The organism is Brevibacterium sp. 239c (assembly GCF_900169365.1).
Classification (GTDB): domain Bacteria; phylum Actinomycetota; class Actinomycetes; order Actinomycetales; family Brevibacteriaceae; genus Brevibacterium.
In genome coordinates, this window is the sequence record NZ_FXZH01000030.1 from 1 (window position 1) to 16344 (window position 16344).

Below are 16344 nucleotides of genomic sequence, written 5' to 3' on the forward strand. Positions count from 1 at the left end.
CTACGACTCCCGGTGACAACACCCCCCGGACCATGAACGGCTGGGGGCATGAATCATGCCGGGAATCTTAGGCCAGCGACCCCTTCTATCCTGACGGAAGTCGGGGCTACTTAAAAGGTAACGGGGGCACCATTCTTCGTCTTCCACCGCCCGTGTCGTTTTTCGAACTTAAATTTCTCGGCTCGTCTATGCCGGATCACCCGAACCACCTCGGGAGCATAAGTGTAGGTGGCATCCGTATTGGCCAGCCCTTCGAGAACTGTCTCGAAACGATCAGGGGCTAAGTCGATCCGTGCACAGAGATCGTCTCGTTGGCGCGAACTTGGCGACATCTTGTCCAGGTCGAGAATCATTCGATCATGGAGCGACAGAACGTGCATGCTTCCTGGGATCATCAATCTTCCTCGTGCGCGTAGTCTTAGCCTCAGCAACGACTCGGCGAGGTGGTCGCACGGTACGAGACCGTGCGACCACCTCGCCGAAAAAGTGTGACAGGTTTGGCTCAGAGTTCCGTGGTCGCCGTACCTCCTGGGCTGCGATCACCGCTGACTTTGGCCTTGACGATTCTCACTAGGCCGGAGAGTTTGCCACCGGGCAGGCCCCAGTGCTGAGCAGACTCGGTAGTGACCTTGACGAGGCCGAGGTTCGGGTCATTGCTGTCTGCAAACCAGGCCGAGGCAGATTTGGACCAGAGTTCTTTGATTTTAGTGCGGTCGTCGACGAAGTCGATGTGACCGGCTACGGAAAGCCAGTTGCCCGCCTCGGCGATGCTGATATTGACTGCAGGGTTGGTTTTCAGTGCATCTGTCTGAGCGCCGCCGAGATCGAGGAAGAACCATACGTCGGCGTCATCCGTGATCTCCTGGGGTGCCATCTGATGGGTGAGGATCGTGCCGTCACTGAGCGCTGTCGCGAGCATCACGGAATCCGCGCCGCGCAGGATTTTGACGACATCGGCCTGCCTGAGGTCGTCGGTCGCGGACTCAGCCTCCGGCTTCGTCTCATCGAACTTTCCGCTGTCGGGATTGCCGGCCGCAGCGGCTCCATCCAAATGATGCCGTGCTTTGCCTGATTGCGATTGGGACTCATCGACCGCTGTATGCGATCCGTCGGGATTGCGATGCAGACTCACTCCCTGTTCTGTTGCGGTGTCTTGAGCGCGGCTCTCGACGTCTTCCTCGGTGTACCCGACCTTCGCACGCGACTCCACTTGTGAGGTGCCGCCCAGGGGCTCGGTCGCCTCATCCAACTTCTGTGCAATATCGCGCGCTTTCGACTCGGTGGTCGACTCGTCGTTCGTGTTTCTGTTCATGAACATTCCCTTCCAGACGATGCATGGCCGCTGTTCGATCATTCTCACATGGGATAGCGCTGAGCAACAGGCCCCAAAGGCGCGCGTAAAGAGCCTGCGACGGCCCCACATCTCATGGTGTTGTACCCAGGGTGGACTCTCAACGAGCGTGGGACGAATAGTTGATTGCGAATCGCATCGAAAACACTAGGGATACGCTTAGGGGGAAAGGAATGCCGCGCCTTATCGTGTCCGTGCCTTGATCCCAAGCCACGGGGGGTCTAGCGTCGAGAACACGAATCGTGATGCCCATTCGGCGGGCACCCGTCCAATCATCGAGTGGCTTGATTGCGTTGAACTCAGATAGGAGCAGAAGCCCATGAGCGACGAGAAGAAGAACCTGCCAGACGGTGCAGCAGGACAGGAACACGGCGCTGAGCAGGACATTGAGGCTGCTGGCGTCGGAGTGAGCGCCGAGACGGAAGCAGAGGGAACTTCGCAGAGTCCCGAGGAGAAACTCGAGCGTATTGCCGCAGAGCATGACGTTCCTATAGAGAAGGACCCGAAAGAAGCACAGGCCGAAGCCGAAGCCGCCTCCTCCGACAAAGCGCGTGACCTTCGCGGTGGAGACACCAAGGAGGAAGAGGAAACTTCTGCAGAGCCACCAGACTGAGGTGGCTCTGTGAGGGCGTCTCAGACCAGGATGGGCAATGGCAGGACACAACCAGTTGGAAGAAGGATCAACGATGATCGGCACATTGAACACAACGGCCTTGGATTGTCCGGCTCCTCTGGAGAACGCCAAGTTCTATCAGACGCTTCTGGGCGGTTATATCTCCCCGATGGAAGACACCGATTGGGTGAACCTGTTCGAACCGTCAGGGAGACAGGTTCTATCGTTCCAGCGAGCAGACAACTATGTCGCTTCGACCTGGCCGGACAACACCGTTCCTTTGCAGGTGCACATCGACATCCGGGTGGAATCCTTTGAAGACGCCGAGCCCACTGTCCTCCTCGCAGGCGGTAAGTTGATTGATGATTCCGACGAGCACCCTGATTTCCGCGTCTATTCCGACCCGATCGGACGCCCGTTCTGCCTCGTTCTGCACTGATCTTCTCCGACATAAGAGGTGGACAGGCGCTGAAGGAAACGTACGAATAGGCGAATAGAGTTCGATGGGCTCTGACCGCCTATGCTCTGCGCGGCAATTTTGCGTTTCTCAGTGTGGGCCGCTTCGGGGATTTCGGACAGCGGATTGATAGTTTTCTCTACGCTGCCAAGGCTGGCTGCTGGTAACTATCGTGGACGTCGTTGGGGCGCTGGTAATCGAGGCCCGAGTGCCAGCGGCGGCTGTTGTAGAACCCCTCAATGTAGGCGATGACGTCACGTCGTGCCTGCTTCTTGGCAGCGTAAGCAGTGCGGTAGGCGCGTTCGTTCTTCAACGCTGAGAAGAACGATTCAGCCATCGCACTGTCCCGGCACACGCCGGTCCTGCCCATCGAGGAACGTATATCTAGGCGAGCAGTCGATGACAGTGGCGAGATAGACGAAGCCCTGCCAGGTGTGAATGTAGGTTATATGTCCGCGGCAGCCTCCGCGCCGACACCATGGGTCTCTGCGACGCTCTTAATCGGCTTCGAGGTCGAGATCACCTCCTGACACAACTCGTCCTTGAACTCTTGACTGAACCGTCGTCGTGCTGCGGTCACATTCCCGGATCTCTCTTTGAGAAATGCCCTCAGTTCAAGAGGGCACACTGTCCGAAATCCCTAGGTCGACCAAGCCTCGAAGTTCGATCTCTATCTTCCGGGAAAACTTGTGGCATCGCTGCACTATACGATCGACGAGAAGGAGGTCATGTTCATCTATTGCGAAGCTATAGGGATCCTTGACGCAGCACATCACTGCAAGGAACTCATGACCAGATCGCTGAGGGATGTGCGCAATCGCCATATGAAGGTGACTGTCACATGCCCTATTGCGCTGAAATTCCTCGATGATCCCGCTATGAATCTGCCGTCGGGCAGTCGGACCACCGTGTCAGAGGAGACTTCGACCTAAGACTGCAGGGTGGTGCGTATTCGTTCGATCAGACTGTCAAGACCATCGTCGAATTCGCGTTGAGGGTGGTCTTCGGCAAGTTCACTCCGCAGCCTTTGGAGGGTTGGATACTTATCGAGCGAGGTCTCCTCGACCATCGGTGCGTCCTCAGGGCTGATGGCCGCTCCTAAGGCAGCGACTCGAAGCAGAAGTGCGCCGAGGAGGAAGCTCGTGAATGCCTTGTGCACATCGACGGCAGCTGAATCCGAGAAACCGCAGTCCTGGAGGGAAGCAAGGAAATGATCGACCCATCTCAGGCTGCGCAGCGGGGGACGTAGCCAAGGTGCTTCCGGCGTATGCTGATCGCTTCCCTTGTTCTTATTCGACAATAACGCAGAAGGCAGGTTCCCATAAGAGGGGGCGGCCGCCACGAGGGTGTTTACAAGCACTGGGATAGGTGTAAGTCTGGGTTGATCGCACGAATACGTGGCACCCGACGGCGAATGGAGCTGATTGAGTCACCGTGAGTCGGCTGGGGTGACCGTCGAGTATTCTCGCCGAGCGCCCGGTCGTCTTTGAACTTCCCACGAGCACTTCCCGCGATCGTCGGCAGACGTCGACGAGAACAGATGAGGAGCTGATGATGAACCTCGAAAATCTACGCACCGTATATGACAATCAGGGTCCCTTTGCCACCGTGTATCTGGAAGGACGTTCTCCGGCTGCCGATGCTGAGAAGCAGGTGCGGCTGAGGTGGGACGAACTCCGTGAGAACCTCGCGAACGCCGGCGCGGCAGATGAGATCCTCAGACACCTCGATGGCACATTGATCGTCGAAGACATCACTGAAGTTCAGACCGATGGACGAACCGTCGTTGCGAATGCAGCCGGAGTCGTCCTCGACGAACACTGGGATGCTGCGGTCGGCACCGGTGACGCTGCACATTACGGGGAGGTTCCCGAGCTGGGTGCCTATGTCCGTGAAGGATGCCGCCTGGTCGACATGGTCCTCGTCATCGCCTCTCAGGAAGGTGCGACCATCCGTGAGCTGCGAGCATCCCCTCAGCATGAGGCGCAGCAGCAGGATGAGTCACTCATCAGCGGCGACAACGATGAGGACATTCACGCACCACGTCAGGGCGCGCTGTCGCACAACCAGATTCGACGGCGGGCCGATGAAATCGTCAAAGACAACGCTCGCGCAGTCGCTGACCACGTCGATGAGATTGTTCGCGCCCGTGAACCGGACCTTGTGGTCGTGGCCGGTGAAGTCCAGGGCCGCACCGCAGTGAAGGCCGAGCTGTCGACTCGAGTCACCGAACTCCTCGAGGAAACCGATCAGGGAGGCACGGATGATGACGCTGCTGAAGAAGCGCTCTACGACGCCCTGAAATCGCTGGCCTCTGACAGGGTCCAGGCGAAACAGACCGAGCACACAGAGAACTTCTCCTACAGCAAGGCGCACGACCTTGCGGTGGAAGGAGCGGACAAGGTCTCTCAGGCCGCCCAGCGCGGGGCCGTGGCGACCGTGCTCCTCAACTACGATGTCGGTGCTGACGGTGAGGGAGCGATTCTGGCTGACGCTGTTCTCTCCTCAGCAGACGTCGGCCTCATCGACGGAGACGTTGCAGACGGAATAGCGGCGATCCTGCGCTATGATGCTGCCACTGCGCTAGCCGACTGACTCTGTCAGCATTCCTCTGCTACGTAGACGCGTGAGCGCAGGCGCTGAGCATGGGTCATGTTCTTCACGTCGACATCACTGTCGAAGGTCGATCCGAGCGCGCCGGCGACGACACCCATCGCGGCACTGAGCCAGGCGATGTCCAGATAGTTGGTGAACTTCGCCTCCGGGCGATCGATGATCTGGGCCATGAAGTCGGGGTCGATGACGATGAGACTGCCCACCAGAATGCCCGCAACCAGCAGAACGTAGAGCGCACCCACACAGATGATCAGGGTCAGGACGGTGGACAGGTTGTAGTAGAAGACGACCTGAGCTCGACGACCCCTGACCGGTCTGTCCCAGAGGCCGTTGACGGTCAGCAGCCAGCCGACCATCACAGCGATCGCGATGAGGCCGATGGAAATCAGCCGGAGGGTCGACAGGTGATGCGACATCTGCCAGATCGAACTGTAGAAGATGCCGAAGGCACCGGTCGCCGAGGCTGCAGCCAGGGCGCGGGAGAGTTTGCGCGCCATGCGCAGGGGTTCGTTGGTCATCGTCATGCCGAGGACGAGCCGGGGGCCGCCGGTGAAGGTGTGAGCATGCAGGGTGCGGCGACCGGAATCGGTTCGACTCGACCATTGCCCCCACCTCGGCAGGCTGTGCCTCGGAGCTGTATGGCCGTCGGGCAGCAGCTGATTGACGCAGCTCATGAAGATCTTGAGCAGGCGGCGTTTGGACGTCACTGCGCCAAGGGTCGGGCACGAGACCACAGCGACCTTTCTGTCCGGCAGAACCTCGGCGATGAGCGGCTTGTCCTGGGTGTGCCGAGGAATGTCTGTGAGCATGATGACTAAGTCAGCACTGGGATACTCGCTCACGACCGAGTCGATGGTCGACATCTCCAACTGATGGTCTGCCTGCACCTTGATGAACTGCGGACACGTGTCGACGTGGACGTCTGCGTCGAAGTTCTGCGCCAGCAGCTCTTCGAGCTCGTCCTTGATCGCCGCGACCCGACGGCTCGGCAGGCCGGGGTCAGAGATGAGGAGAAGGTGCATCGCAACAGGTGCTTTCGTCCATGGTGTCCTCCACGGGTCAGGGGGCGGGTGGATCGCCGACATTCTCACTCTCGCAGTGATGGTGGTTTTTGAACAGAGGGTTGGGGCCCGCCTGTCCTGACTTCGGGGCAAGTCCACACTGGTCACTCAGTGCGGTTTGATGTCTGCCGAAACCTTGCCGGTCACGTATTCTGAGGTGGCTAAACCATGCGTGGGCCAACCATGCTGAAGTGGATACGACGCAGCGCATCGATCGCTGTCAGAGAGCTAGTGAAAGAGAGACCGGCAGATGAGTGTTCTGGTAACCGGAGGGGCAGGATACATCGGCTCCCACGTAGTGCGGCTGCTGTCCGAGCGCGGCGATGACGTCCTCGTCGTCGACGACCTCTCCACCGGGATTGAAAGCCGAGTCACCGGCCTGCCGATCGTCAGCCTCGACCTGGCCGCCGCCGATGCCGAGGACCGGCTCGTCGCCGCAATCGAAGAGCACTCGGTGGATTCGATCATCCACTTCGCCGCGAAGAAGCAGGTAGGGGAGTCGGTTGAAGAACCCATTATGTACTACCGCCAGAACATCGGAGGACTGACCAATGTCCTCACCGCTGCAGGTCGCACCAGCATCGATTCCCTTGTCTTCTCCTCCTCGGCCGCCACCTATGGAATGCCCGATGTCGAGATGGTCGGTGAGGACCTCGACTGCAGACCGATCAACCCGTATGGCCAGACGAAGCTCATCGGCGAATGGATGATCGACAATGCGATCACCTCGGCGAACATACAGGGTAAGAAGTTCAACGCTGTGAAGCTGCGCTACTTCAACGTCGCCGGAGCCGGCTGGCCCGAGCTCGCCGACACCGCCGTCATGAACCTCATCCCGATCGTGCTCGGGCGCATCGCCGCCGGCAAGGCCCCCATCATCTTCGGCGATGACTACGACACCGCCGACGGCACATGCATCCGCGACTACGTCCACGTCAAGGACCTCGCCGAGGCGCACATTGCCGCGCTGGACTACATGAAGTCCGGTGCCACCTCGGAGACGGTGTTCAACGTGGGCACCGGAACCGGAGCCTCGGTGAAGGAAGTCATCGACGCCATCGCCGAGGCGACCGGACGTGAGATCGTGCCCGAAATGGGCGAGCGTCGCGCCGGTGACCCGCCCGCACTCGTCGCCGACGTCTCCCGCATAGGTGCACTGCTGAGCTGGAAGGCCGAATTCGATCTCGATGAGATCGTGCGCAGTGCGGTTGAGGCCGCGGGGATGCTGCCGGAGGGGTAGGTACACCGAGTAGTGGCGCTGACCTCGAATTAGGGCGTGTCTTCTATTTTCTCAGATCTGTTCACAGGCCTTACGTGATGGCTGGTATTCATCACATCGAAGCCTGGGTCGCGGATATCGAGGAGGCTTCAAATGGAGTCGGGCTGGCTATTGAATCGCCTCGGGCTCACGTACACGTACTTGGTTGCAGGGACAACCCTGCATCGGAGGTAGCGCTATCCTGACGTTGACAACGTCACCAAACTCGACCGTGCTGAACCACGATCGGAGCCACCAAGAGGTAAATCATCTCGCTTTCAACGCAAGGGGCCCCGCCAGTGTCGATTCGCTCATGACCACCCCGGAGGCACCTTCACCACGTCTGATATGCCCGCGCGGTCGGCCTGAACAATTACGCCGGCTGGCTGTAGATTTCTGCAGGCTCCGAAGGTGAAGCCGTCGTAAAATTATCAGCTATTGTGACGTAGGCACGCTGGGTTTAGCACTGATCACGTCTGTTGCTCGAGAAACGATCGCGAGTTTGATAAATCTGGTGGCCAGATGTCTCCACTGCTTGGCATAGGCGAATGATCGTTCGACGGCATTGCGGCTCCGATGGAAGGGGAATGGGGCTCTTCGTAACTGAGGATGTAGTGGTGCCGGACCGCGACGCCGCGGGTCATCGACTGTACGGGAAGGAACATCTCGCTCGATGTTGAATCGTCCTTTCCCGATAGGGCGTAGGAACGAGCCTGACAGAGATTCGGGCCATTTTTCATCGTGGTGAATCGGGACGTGTTGAGGTGATCGCGGCACGGATTGCGGCCATCCAATCCCGGAGGGCATCACTCGACTCGGCCGAGAAATTCCTCCTCCACGTTCGTCAGTGTCGACACGACCTCATGAGCAGCTGCCCGGGGTGTTCGGAGTTTGCTGGGCGAGAGTCGGGGGTACCCCGCGATCTGCACAGTGCAAAGGTCGCGATATGACCAGTTGAAACACCTCGAACTGACCAGTTGATCCTCATCACGCACTGGGAGGCTCGGCGCGAACCGAGTGAATTCATAGCCGTTGAGGTGGTCACAAACCAGCGCAGAAGCGGCATGATGGCACTATGACCATAGATCTCGATATTGCGCTCAACGCCGAGCTCGATCCCATCGTCGATGTCGCCGCTGGACTGGGCCTGGCTCAAGAGGAAATCATCCCCCACGGATGGACCACAGCCAAGGTCCCCATCGACGTTCTCAACAGGGCCGCCGAATCCAACACCGACGGCAAGCTCATCCTCGTCACGGCCATGAGCCCGACCCCAGCGGGCGAAGGTAAGACCACGACGAGCATCGGTCTGGCCGACGGGCTCAATGAGCTGGCACGCTCGAAACCGGAAGTCGGCAAAGCCATCCTGGCCCTGCGCGAGCCCAGCATGGGTCCGGTCTTCGGGATGAAGGGCGGCGCTGCCGGCGGCGGATACGCCCAGGTCGTGCCGATGGAGGACATCAACCTCCATTTCACCGGTGACTTCGCGGCCATTGCTGCGGCGAACAACCTCGCCGTGACCATGCTGGATAACCACATCCATCACGGCAACGAACTCGATGTCGACGTCAGGCGGGTCCACATTCGCCGCGTCGTCGACCTCAACGACCGGGAGCTGCGCGGCGTCGTCGTGGGACTCGGCGGCATCAACGGGGGAGTGCCCCGCGAGGATGCCTTCGACATCGTCGTCGCCAGTGAGGTCATGGCGGTCTTCTGCCTGTCCACCTCGTTGACCGACCTCAAGGAGCGACTGGGACGCATCGTCCTCGCCCACAGCCGATCACGGACACCGATCACGGTCGCCGACATCGGTGGCGCAGGCGCGATGACGGCGCTGCTGCGCAATGCGCTCGCGCCCAACCTTGTGCAGTCCCTCGAACATTCGCCGGCGTTCATCCACGGCGGACCCTTCGCCAACATCGCCCACGGCTGCAACAGCCTGCTCGCGACGAAGGCCGCAATGACCTTGGGTGATTGGACGGTGACCGAGGCCGGATTCGGTGCCGACCTGGGGGCCGAGAAGTTCCTCGACATCAAGTGTCGCGCTGCCGGCATCTGGCCCTCTGCCGTGGTTGTTGTGGCGACCCTGCGGGCGCTGAAGTATCACGGCGGCGTCGAGGTCAAAGACGTGCAGACGCCGAACATCGACGCTGTGATCGGTGGAATGAACAATCTCGAACACCACTGCGGCAATCTTCTCAACATCTACGGGATCACCCCGGTCGTGTGCTTCAACCGGTTCCCCACCGACACCGACGAGGAGATGGCAGCCGCGATCCAGCACCTGCGGTCTCGGGGAATCGCTGCCGTCGAGTCGACCCACTGGGCCGATGGTGGCAAGGGTGCGCTGGCGCTCGCCGAGGCGGTCGTTGAGGCTGCCGGTGGAGCCGGGAATGCCGGTGCTGCCGTTGCTGACGGGTCGGTGTTCGTTGGCGGTGTTGCCGCCGGAGACGCTGAAATCAGTGACACTGGGTCTCAGGGCTCCGAGTCTCAGAACTCCGAGTCTCAGGGCGGCGAGGAAGAGTCGCGGACGATCCGTGCTGATTCTCAAGGGAAAAGTCAGCACAGATCGTCCGCAACTCGTTCAGACCGAGGGGCGGCTCAGTATTCATACGAGCTCGACCGTCCGCTGGAAGAGAAGATCCGCACGATCGCCCAGCGGATCTATGGTGCCGCCGACGTGGATCTGCCGACGAAGGTCACGCGCAAGCTCAAACAGTTCACGGACGAAGGCTACGGCGATGCCCCCATCTGCATCGCCAAGACCCAGTACTCACTGAGCACGGATGCCACTCTGCGCGGGGCGCCGAAGGATCACATCATCGAGGTCAAGGATGTGCGGCTCTCTGCAGGTGCCGGCTTCGTCGTCGTCATCGCCGGTGACATCATGACGATGCCGGGTCTGCCCAAGGAACCGTCAGCTCTGACCATCGACGTCAACGAGGACGGGGACATCATCGGTCTGTTCTGACCGCGCGCTATGTTCTGGCCTAGCGGCGAGGTTTTTGCAGCCAGGGTCGCAGCAGACGGGTGCTCACCGGCAGGAATACGTATGTCATCAACGGCGTGAGAATGCAGATGTTGAGTAAGACGGCGAGGGCCGTCGGCCAGCTCTCGAGGTGAGGCATGAGGAGTAACGTCGAGAGTAGGCTCAGCGGGAAGAACGGGAGAAAGATGCTCACCGCCTGTTTCCATCGAGGGGGAACGACCGTCTCAGGGATCGTCAGGGTCTCCTCTCCACGAGATTCGAACCATCCCTCGATTCCGGTCCGATGCTCAACCCGGGTGGTCTCGACGAGTTCGGCCGCACTGTCGATCCACCAGCGACGGTCTTCGGAGACATCCCAGGCCCGCAGCGACTTCTCATCGGCGAACCGGTAGAGCACATGCCACTCGTCCGAATCCGGTGCTGTCCTCACCCACCCGGACCCCAGATACCCGGGTCTTTCGCGTGCCAGTTCCTGCCCCGCCTGCACCCAGGCGTTGAACCGCCGATGGTGCTCGGGCAGGACGGTGCGCGTGATCGACACAGTGATCGGAGAGTGGTGGGACATAGGGGAGATTTTAGCCAATTCTGCCGTGGCAGTCTTCTGGTCAGTCGCTTCCGCTTACACGTGCGAAGATCCGATCAAGTGATCGGGCGAGTGCGGCGTGGTTGTTCGCGTCCATCCACTCCCGGTGGAGCATCTCGTTGAGGCCGCCAAGGGTTTCATGGCCCTTGACCAGATCAGAGAAGGGGGTGTCGGTAGTCGCGAGGGTATTGCCCAAACCGGCGAATTGGCCGCGAACGATGCGTTCGGCAGCTGCCCTCTCCCATCCTTGTTCGACGAGCCAGTCGGCAATGCCCTGAAGAAAGGCATAGTAGGACGACATCGTGGCTGTTGTGGCCGACAAGGTGCTGAAAAGTTCTTCGGTCGTTGCCACAACGGTGCCGCCGAGAGTATCGAAGAACCTCTCGACTTCCGAGTGGCCAGGATAGACCGGGGTGACACCGCGGCGCTCGCGCACGGGCGGCAGCGGGATGACGCGCACGATGCTCGGACTCTTCGGGAGAAGCGATGCGAGGGTATCGGTTGAGATCCCGGCGATTGCGCTCACGATGGTGCGGTCGGCCGGAATGCTGAGCTCGGAGAGTACCGCCTCAGTCTGCTCAGGCAGCACGGCCAGGATGATGTGTTCGCTGCGATCGACGACGTCCTGATTGCTCGTGCAGACCTCGACCCGGTCGAAGTCGCGGGCAAGTTGTGCCGAACGTCGGACATTTCGAGGGGAGAGGAAGAAATCCGGGTGGTCATCGCTTGAGCACGCACCTTGCACTATCGCCGAGGAGATCTCGCCGACTCCGATGATCCCGATGCCTGTGCCCATGAACTGCCTCCTGGAAACGCCGTTGAGAAGATCGGTGTGAAGATCTCGCCTCGTCCATTCAATAGCATTCATGTCCGGCTGCGTCCAGAACCGATGAAGCTCTAGCGGGCTTCGATGACCTGCTTGATTGCTTTGAGAGTCTCAGGGATGCCCGTCCGCGCAGCCGCGGTTCGTTCGGCGATCTGCTCGGCGGCTTGGTCCTGGTACTTCTCGCCGAAGAAGGCTTGGCCCTCCGGTAGGAACTCCCACGATTCAGTGAGCAGTGTGCCGCCTTCTGCTTCCTGCATACTGTATGTCCAGTGAACCCGTCCCGGTCCCACACTCCACCCGAACGCACGTCCCTCATCGGCGACGATGACCTGGCTGCGGGTCTGCCACTCGCGGTCCGTGGTGACGTTGCGTCCGGTGAACCAGGCTCCGATCCGGGGACCGTCGCCCTCGTCCCACCAGCACTCCCTGCATATCGGTGACCATTCGCCGGTTCGAGTCACGTCTGAAACGGTTGCGTAGACGGTTGCCGGGTCGGCCGCAACGAGGATGGAATCGGAGAATGTGAGAGATTCGGTCATGCCGGCAACTCTACCGATCTCTCAGGTCGGCGCCGACTCGCAGCATGTCATCTCTGCGCCCAGTGCGCCACGCTCCGGCTGCCCTCAGACGAATGAGTCGAAGACGGCCTCAGCTGCTGCCGCGACAAGGGCCGGGCCATCCTCGGAGTCGGGGTCCTCGCTCTGTGTGAGCACGGTGATGATGATCGGATCCTCGTTGGGAGGGTAGACGACGGCGATGTCGTTCTGGATCCCATCCGAGTGGCCCGACTTGTCCTTCACCGTCCATCCCTTCGGTGCGCCGGCGCGGATGAGGGGATCGCCGGTCTCATTGTCCGACATCCATTCGAGGAGCACCTCACGGTCGTCTTCGGGCAGGCGATCGGGGTCGAGCAGCCCCTGTAGGTCAGCGGTGTAGGCCTTGGGGGTCGTGGTGTTATCGGAGCTGTCGGGGTCGACGTCGTTGAGCTCTGGTTCCTCGTCGATGACCTCGGTGGTCGGATCGCCGGCGTCTTCGAGTGCTGCGTCGAGTTCCTGAGGTCCACCGATTTCGTCGAGCACGATGTTCATGGCTGCATTGTCACTGACTCGCAGCGCGCTTTCGGCGACGTCCCTCAGTGGGAGTCCCGTATCGACGTGCTTCTCCGTCACCGGAGTCCAACCGGCCTCGTCGACGTCTGCCTGGGTCCATGTCACCTGTTCGTCAAGGTCAGCGGACGTGGTGCGAGCCAACAGCTCGGCAACTGCGAACACCTTGAGAGTTGAGGCGAAGCCGAAACGTTCATCGGACCTGTAGTCGAAGCTTGTCCCGTTTCCCGTGTCGACGGCGCTCACTCCGATTCGTGCTTTGAAATCCTCTTCAAGGGATTCGAGTTCGCCGCTGACCTTTTGTTGGCTGGTTCGGTCCGGACTCGGTGTCTGGGTACCCAGTTCCGATTTCGCATCAGCAGGTGAGCAGCCTGCGACCAGCGCGCAGGTCAGTGTCGTTGCAGTCAGCAGTCTCCACGGTCGTACATTCATCGGGTTGATCCAATCTCTCGTCAGTCTCTTCAGCCCTGTCTGGCCGGGTGGAAACCACTCTTCTGCACTCTTCTCATGCTGTCGAAGATCAGTTTTCTCTTATACATATCAGAAACGCATACCATGAGGTGATGGACCTAGTTGAAGCCTGCCGCACATTCACTGCGGTCAGCGAACTCGGCAGCATGACACTCGGAGCCGCGGCCGATGGTGTTCCACAGCCGGTGGCCAGTCGTCGTATCGCCGGGCTTGAGAGACAATTCGGAGCCCGCCTGTTCGAGCGGACCGGTCGAGGAGTGAGTCTCACACCGTTCGGGCGGGACATGCTGTCCTCTGCCGCTCGACTGGTCGAGCTGGCCGACGAGATGATGCTCGATGCCGACCGGGCGAAGCTGCGGCCGGTGTCTCTGGCGGTGCCCGACTTGTGCTCGACCAGAAATCTCGCTGTACTGGCCGCCTCGGCGAATGCTCGGGGGCTGCGCATCGACTTTCATCCCGGCCCGCCGGGACGAAGAGTCGAGGACCTCACTGCTCGACGAGTCCGAGCAGCGCTTCGATCCGTTCCCGCGGCTGAAGGGAGATGGACGGTTCAGCTGGGGTGCGCCCACCGTTCCGAGAGCTTGCCTGCTGTGCGCGTTGCCGATCTGCGACGATCCCGCGCGCCGATTCCAGGAAGCGGAGCCAGGCTGGCCGGTCGGAGGCTGAGGCTGCTCAATGAAGATGATGTCCCGCACGTGCGAGGTCGTATCCGCAGAGCATCCGAAGAAGCCGGTCTGCTTCCCTACCAGGTGGTCGTCGGGCCCTCTGATCCCGCAGCTGTCGCTGGAGTCCTCGCCGACGGTGATCTGCTGATCTGCCATATCGATGAAGCCAGGCAGCTCGGCCTCTCGTGGTCCCCGCTGGTCGACCCCGTTGTGGAGCGAGGATATGTGCTCTCGGCCACCTCAGCAGAAGATGCTTCGGCGCTCGGGGAATTCGGTGAGGAGATCGCAGACTGCCTGGGTGGCACCCCGAATCGTGCATCTGAGGCTGAGCCGGCGTCAGGTGAGACGGCGGCAGGGGAGGCCAGATGACGAGAGCAGCGCACCTCGTCAGGGAGGTCGGTGATCAGCTCGAGGCAGCCGGATTGCGGGCCCGGATCGTGGTCAGGGACCTCGACTCACAGGCTGAGATCTCAGTAGGATCCGACGTTTCCCTGCCGCTGGCCTCCGTTGTGAAAGTTCCGATTGCCCTCGCAGTGCTCAGCCGCATCGCCAGCGGGAAGCTGGACGCTGATCATCAGGTGCTCGTTGAACCTGGTCGATTCAAGCCGGCGGGTTCGACGGGCGCGAGTCGTTTTCGTCATCCTGCGCGGATTGCCGTTGATGACCTGCTCATGCTCTCGGTGTGCTTCAGCGACAACACCGCCACCGATGCCCTGCTCCAGCTCGTGCCCATCGAGCTGGTCCAACGTGAACTCGCGGACCTGGGTTTCGGCGAGATCAAGGTCAGGCACCATCTCGATGCTCTCGTGAGGACACCGCTGGAGAGTCTTCCGTCTCCGGAGGCTCACTTGGCCTTCGAGCTTGCGCACGCTGGTCTCTCGGCAGGAGCAGGCCATCGGATCTGGCAACTCGACTCTGCGCAGGCGAATGTTGCCACAGCCTCCGTGCTGACAGAACTTCTTGCTCAGCTGTGGCGTCCCGGTCGCATCAGTCCCGTGGTTGCATCCCGCTTGCGTGAGCTCATGGCAGGCAACGTCATGCGCCACCGCTTGGCGCCCGACTTCATGTCCGATGCGGCTCGGTGGTCATCGAAGACGGGGACTCTGCTGCACCTTCGGCACGAGATCGGAGTTGTCGAGCACGCCGATGGGCAGACGATCGCTGTCGTCGTCCTCAGCGAGTCGAGAAACCCGGCCGCTGTGCAGCCGGCTGCGGAGGCGGCTCTTGGGGCGGCCGCTCGGGCACTGCACGACGCGCTCAGATGAGGTCTTTCTGCCTTGTGCGAGTCCGCGCCCAGCACGTGAACACTGATCGAGGCACCTGTCCGGTTGTATTCGCTCATTTCAGATCCGAACCGTTCGGAAATGTGCTAAACGGTTGGCGCCTTCTCTTCGAAGATCGTCGAGATTTCGAAGAGAAGGCGCCAACCGTTGATTCCAGCGACTGCTCTTATCGCAGATGGATGGTGTCGGTTCAGAAGCTGGGCAGAACCGATCCGTCGGACCACTTCTTCTCGATGAACTTCTTCACCTCGGGGGAGTGGAGGAGCTCGTCGAGCTTCTTGATGTTCTCGTCGTCTTTGTTCTCGGTGCGCGTGGCCAGGAAGTTGCCGTAGGGGTTGTCCTCAGCCTTTTCGAGGACGATTCCGTCCTTGGCCGGATTGAGTCCGGCCTCCAGAGCGTTGTTTCCGTTGATGACCGAGGCATCGACATCCTGGAGGGTGCGAGCCAGCTGCGCGGCGTCGGCCTCGACGAACTTCACCTTCTTCGGGTTGCCCTCGACATCGGAGAGTTTCGCGTCGACCGCGTCGACACCGTCCTTGAGGGTGATGACCTTGGCCTCTTCGAGCATCTTCAGTGCACGGCCCTGGTTCGCAGGATCGTTGTTGATGCCGATCTTCGCGCCCTTGGGCAGATCCTTGACGTCCTTGATGTTCTTGGAGAACAGGGCGAAGGGTTCGAGGTTGATCGGGTCGAAGGCGGTGAGCTCGTATCCCTGGCCTTCGACCTCGGAGTCGAGGTAGGGCTTGTGCTGGAAGTAGTTGGCATCGATGTCACCGTCGGACAGAGCCTTGTTCGGCAGGGTGTAATCCGTGTACTCGGTGATCTCGATGTCGCGGCCGGCATCCTCGGCGAGGTTGTCGTCCACGTAGCGCAGGATGTCTCCCTGTGGGACCGGGGTCGCACCGACCGTGAGCTTGGTGATGTCGCCGTCCTTCTCGCCGACCGAGTCGGTTCCGCCGCCGACGAGGCCGCAGCCTGAGAGCAGCAGGGTCGCACTCGCGGCGATGGCGATGAGCTTGGTCTTCATGGTTCTCCTTGGTTTCAGTAGTGCGTCAGTGCGGTGAG

At 60.6% G+C, this 16344-nt stretch carries 16 protein-coding genes and 1 pseudogene; 7 read left to right on the plus strand and 10 right to left on the minus strand.

Annotation, left to right across the window (positions count from 1 at the left end; translation table 11 throughout):
* Positions 1–502: 502 nt before the first annotated feature.
* The gene (locus BSP239C_RS19020; protein ID WP_101574940.1) at positions 503–1312 is read right to left on the minus strand and encodes a pyridoxamine 5'-phosphate oxidase family protein; all 810 of its coding nucleotides are present in this window, start codon (positions 1310–1312) and stop codon (positions 503–505) included.
* A gap of 358 nt (positions 1313–1670) precedes the next feature.
* Between BSP239C_RS19020 and BSP239C_RS19025 the strand changes: the two genes are divergently transcribed.
* Both BSP239C_RS19025 and BSP239C_RS19030 read left to right on the plus strand, forming a co-directional pair.
* Positions 1671–1964, plus strand: a complete 294-nt coding sequence (locus BSP239C_RS19025; RefSeq protein ID WP_101574917.1) for a hypothetical protein — start codon at positions 1671–1673, stop codon at positions 1962–1964.
* Between the two features lie 73 nt (positions 1965–2037).
* On the plus strand, positions 2038–2403 hold the full coding sequence (locus BSP239C_RS19030; protein ID WP_101574941.1) for a VOC family protein: 366 nt from the start codon (positions 2038–2040) through the stop codon (positions 2401–2403).
* Between the two features lie 157 nt (positions 2404–2560).
* Here the strand turns inward: BSP239C_RS19030 and BSP239C_RS19035 are convergent.
* The 3 genes and pseudogenes from BSP239C_RS19035 to BSP239C_RS19050 form a co-directional block, all read right to left on the minus strand.
* A pseudogene (locus tag BSP239C_RS19035) lies at positions 2561–2912 on the minus strand (integrase core domain-containing protein); the annotation flags it as partial.
* Positions 2867–3049, minus strand: a complete 183-nt coding sequence (locus tag BSP239C_RS21455) for a transposase (protein ID WP_101574918.1) — start codon at positions 3047–3049, stop codon at positions 2867–2869. The pseudogene BSP239C_RS19035 and the gene BSP239C_RS21455, both read right to left, overlap by 46 nt.
* Positions 3050–3349: 300 nt before the next feature.
* Positions 3350–3781 carry a TetR/AcrR family transcriptional regulator C-terminal domain-containing protein gene (locus BSP239C_RS19050; RefSeq protein ID WP_257930291.1) on the minus strand — a complete coding sequence of 144 codons (432 nt, stop codon included), beginning with the start codon at positions 3779–3781 and terminating at the stop codon, positions 3350–3352.
* Between the two features lie 194 nt (positions 3782–3975).
* On the opposite strand from BSP239C_RS19050, the gene BSP239C_RS19055 reads away from it, so the two are divergent.
* Positions 3976–5016: a Vms1/Ankzf1 family peptidyl-tRNA hydrolase gene (locus BSP239C_RS19055; protein ID WP_180959109.1), complete on the plus strand. Its 1041-nt coding sequence runs from the start codon at positions 3976–3978 to the stop codon at positions 5014–5016.
* 5 nt (positions 5017–5021) lie between these two features.
* On the opposite strand, the gene BSP239C_RS19060 is transcribed toward BSP239C_RS19055, so the two are convergent.
* Positions 5022–6059: a hypothetical protein gene (locus BSP239C_RS19060; RefSeq protein ID WP_101574922.1), complete on the minus strand. Its 1038-nt coding sequence runs from the start codon at positions 6057–6059 to the stop codon at positions 5022–5024.
* Positions 6060–6348: 289 nt separating this feature from the next.
* Between BSP239C_RS19060 and galE the strand changes: the two genes are divergently transcribed.
* Both galE and BSP239C_RS19075 read left to right on the plus strand, forming a co-directional pair.
* The gene (gene galE, locus BSP239C_RS19065) at positions 6349–7338 is read left to right on the plus strand and encodes a UDP-glucose 4-epimerase GalE (RefSeq protein ID WP_101574923.1); all 990 of its coding nucleotides are present in this window, start codon (positions 6349–6351) and stop codon (positions 7336–7338) included.
* Positions 7339–8431: 1093 nt separating this feature from the next.
* Positions 8432–10327 carry a formate--tetrahydrofolate ligase gene (locus BSP239C_RS19075; protein ID WP_101574925.1) on the plus strand — a complete coding sequence of 632 codons (1896 nt, stop codon included), beginning with the start codon at positions 8432–8434 and terminating at the stop codon, positions 10325–10327.
* A 19-nt stretch (positions 10328–10346) separates the two neighbouring features.
* Here BSP239C_RS19075 and BSP239C_RS19080 read toward each other — a convergent pair whose 3' ends face one another.
* The 4 genes from BSP239C_RS19080 to bla form a co-directional block, all read right to left on the minus strand.
* The gene (locus BSP239C_RS19080) at positions 10347–10910 is read right to left on the minus strand and encodes an antibiotic biosynthesis monooxygenase (protein ID WP_096147146.1); all 564 of its coding nucleotides are present in this window, start codon (positions 10908–10910) and stop codon (positions 10347–10349) included.
* A gap of 40 nt (positions 10911–10950) precedes the next feature.
* Positions 10951–11724 (minus strand): NAD(P)-binding domain-containing protein, encoded by a 774-nt coding sequence (locus BSP239C_RS19085; protein ID WP_101574926.1) that lies wholly within the window; start codon positions 11722–11724, stop codon positions 10951–10953.
* Positions 11725–11825: 101 nt separating this feature from the next.
* The gene (locus BSP239C_RS19090; RefSeq protein WP_101574927.1) at positions 11826–12293 is read right to left on the minus strand and encodes an SRPBCC family protein; all 468 of its coding nucleotides are present in this window, start codon (positions 12291–12293) and stop codon (positions 11826–11828) included.
* Between the two features lie 84 nt (positions 12294–12377).
* On the minus strand, positions 12378–13292 hold the full coding sequence (gene bla / locus BSP239C_RS19095) for a class A beta-lactamase (protein ID WP_101574928.1): 915 nt from the start codon (positions 13290–13292) through the stop codon (positions 12378–12380).
* Between the two features lie 131 nt (positions 13293–13423).
* On the opposite strand from bla, the gene BSP239C_RS19100 reads away from it, so the two are divergent.
* Both BSP239C_RS19100 and BSP239C_RS19105 read left to right on the plus strand, forming a co-directional pair.
* Positions 13424–14365, plus strand: coding sequence for a LysR family transcriptional regulator (locus BSP239C_RS19100; RefSeq protein WP_096147154.1), 942 nt, complete (start codon positions 13424–13426; stop codon positions 14363–14365).
* Positions 14362–15261, plus strand: coding sequence for a serine hydrolase (locus BSP239C_RS19105; protein WP_101574929.1), 900 nt, complete (start codon positions 14362–14364; stop codon positions 15259–15261). Before BSP239C_RS19100 ends, BSP239C_RS19105 begins: the two co-directional genes overlap by 4 nt.
* Positions 15262–15469: 208 nt before the next feature.
* On the opposite strand, the gene BSP239C_RS19110 is transcribed toward BSP239C_RS19105, so the two are convergent.
* Positions 15470–16306, minus strand: a complete 837-nt coding sequence (locus tag BSP239C_RS19110; protein ID WP_101574930.1) for a MetQ/NlpA family ABC transporter substrate-binding protein — start codon at positions 16304–16306, stop codon at positions 15470–15472.
* Between the last annotated feature and the right edge of the window lie 38 nt (positions 16307–16344).

Coding starts and splice junctions, on each gene's coding strand:
- BSP239C_RS19020 (WP_101574940.1), bottom strand. CDS start 1,312: ATGAACAGAAACACGAACGACGAGTCGACCACCGAGTCGAAAGCGCGC.
- BSP239C_RS19025 (WP_101574917.1), top strand. CDS start 1,671: ATGAGCGACGAGAAGAAGAACCTGCCAGACGGTGCAGCAGGACAGGAA.
- BSP239C_RS19030 (WP_101574941.1), top strand. CDS start 2,038: ATGATCGGCACATTGAACACAACGGCCTTGGATTGTCCGGCTCCTCTG.
- BSP239C_RS19055 (WP_180959109.1), top strand. CDS start 3,976: ATGAACCTCGAAAATCTACGCACCGTATATGACAATCAGGGTCCCTTT.
- BSP239C_RS19060 (WP_101574922.1), bottom strand. CDS start 6,059: ATGCACCTTCTCCTCATCTCTGACCCCGGCCTGCCGAGCCGTCGGGTC.
- galE (WP_101574923.1), top strand. CDS start 6,349: ATGAGTGTTCTGGTAACCGGAGGGGCAGGATACATCGGCTCCCACGTA.
- BSP239C_RS19075 (WP_101574925.1), top strand. CDS start 8,432: ATGACCATAGATCTCGATATTGCGCTCAACGCCGAGCTCGATCCCATC.
- BSP239C_RS19080 (WP_096147146.1), bottom strand. CDS start 10,910: ATGTCCCACCACTCTCCGATCACTGTGTCGATCACGCGCACCGTCCTG.
- BSP239C_RS19085 (WP_101574926.1), bottom strand. CDS start 11,724: ATGGGCACAGGCATCGGGATCATCGGAGTCGGCGAGATCTCCTCGGCG.
- BSP239C_RS19090 (WP_101574927.1), bottom strand. CDS start 12,293: ATGACCGAATCTCTCACATTCTCCGATTCCATCCTCGTTGCGGCCGAC.
- bla (WP_101574928.1), bottom strand. CDS start 13,292: ATGAATGTACGACCGTGGAGACTGCTGACTGCAACGACACTGACCTGC.
- BSP239C_RS19100 (WP_096147154.1), top strand. CDS start 13,424: ATGGACCTAGTTGAAGCCTGCCGCACATTCACTGCGGTCAGCGAACTC.
- BSP239C_RS19105 (WP_101574929.1), top strand. CDS start 14,362: ATGACGAGAGCAGCGCACCTCGTCAGGGAGGTCGGTGATCAGCTCGAG.
- BSP239C_RS19110 (WP_101574930.1), bottom strand. CDS start 16,306: ATGAAGACCAAGCTCATCGCCATCGCCGCGAGTGCGACCCTGCTGCTC.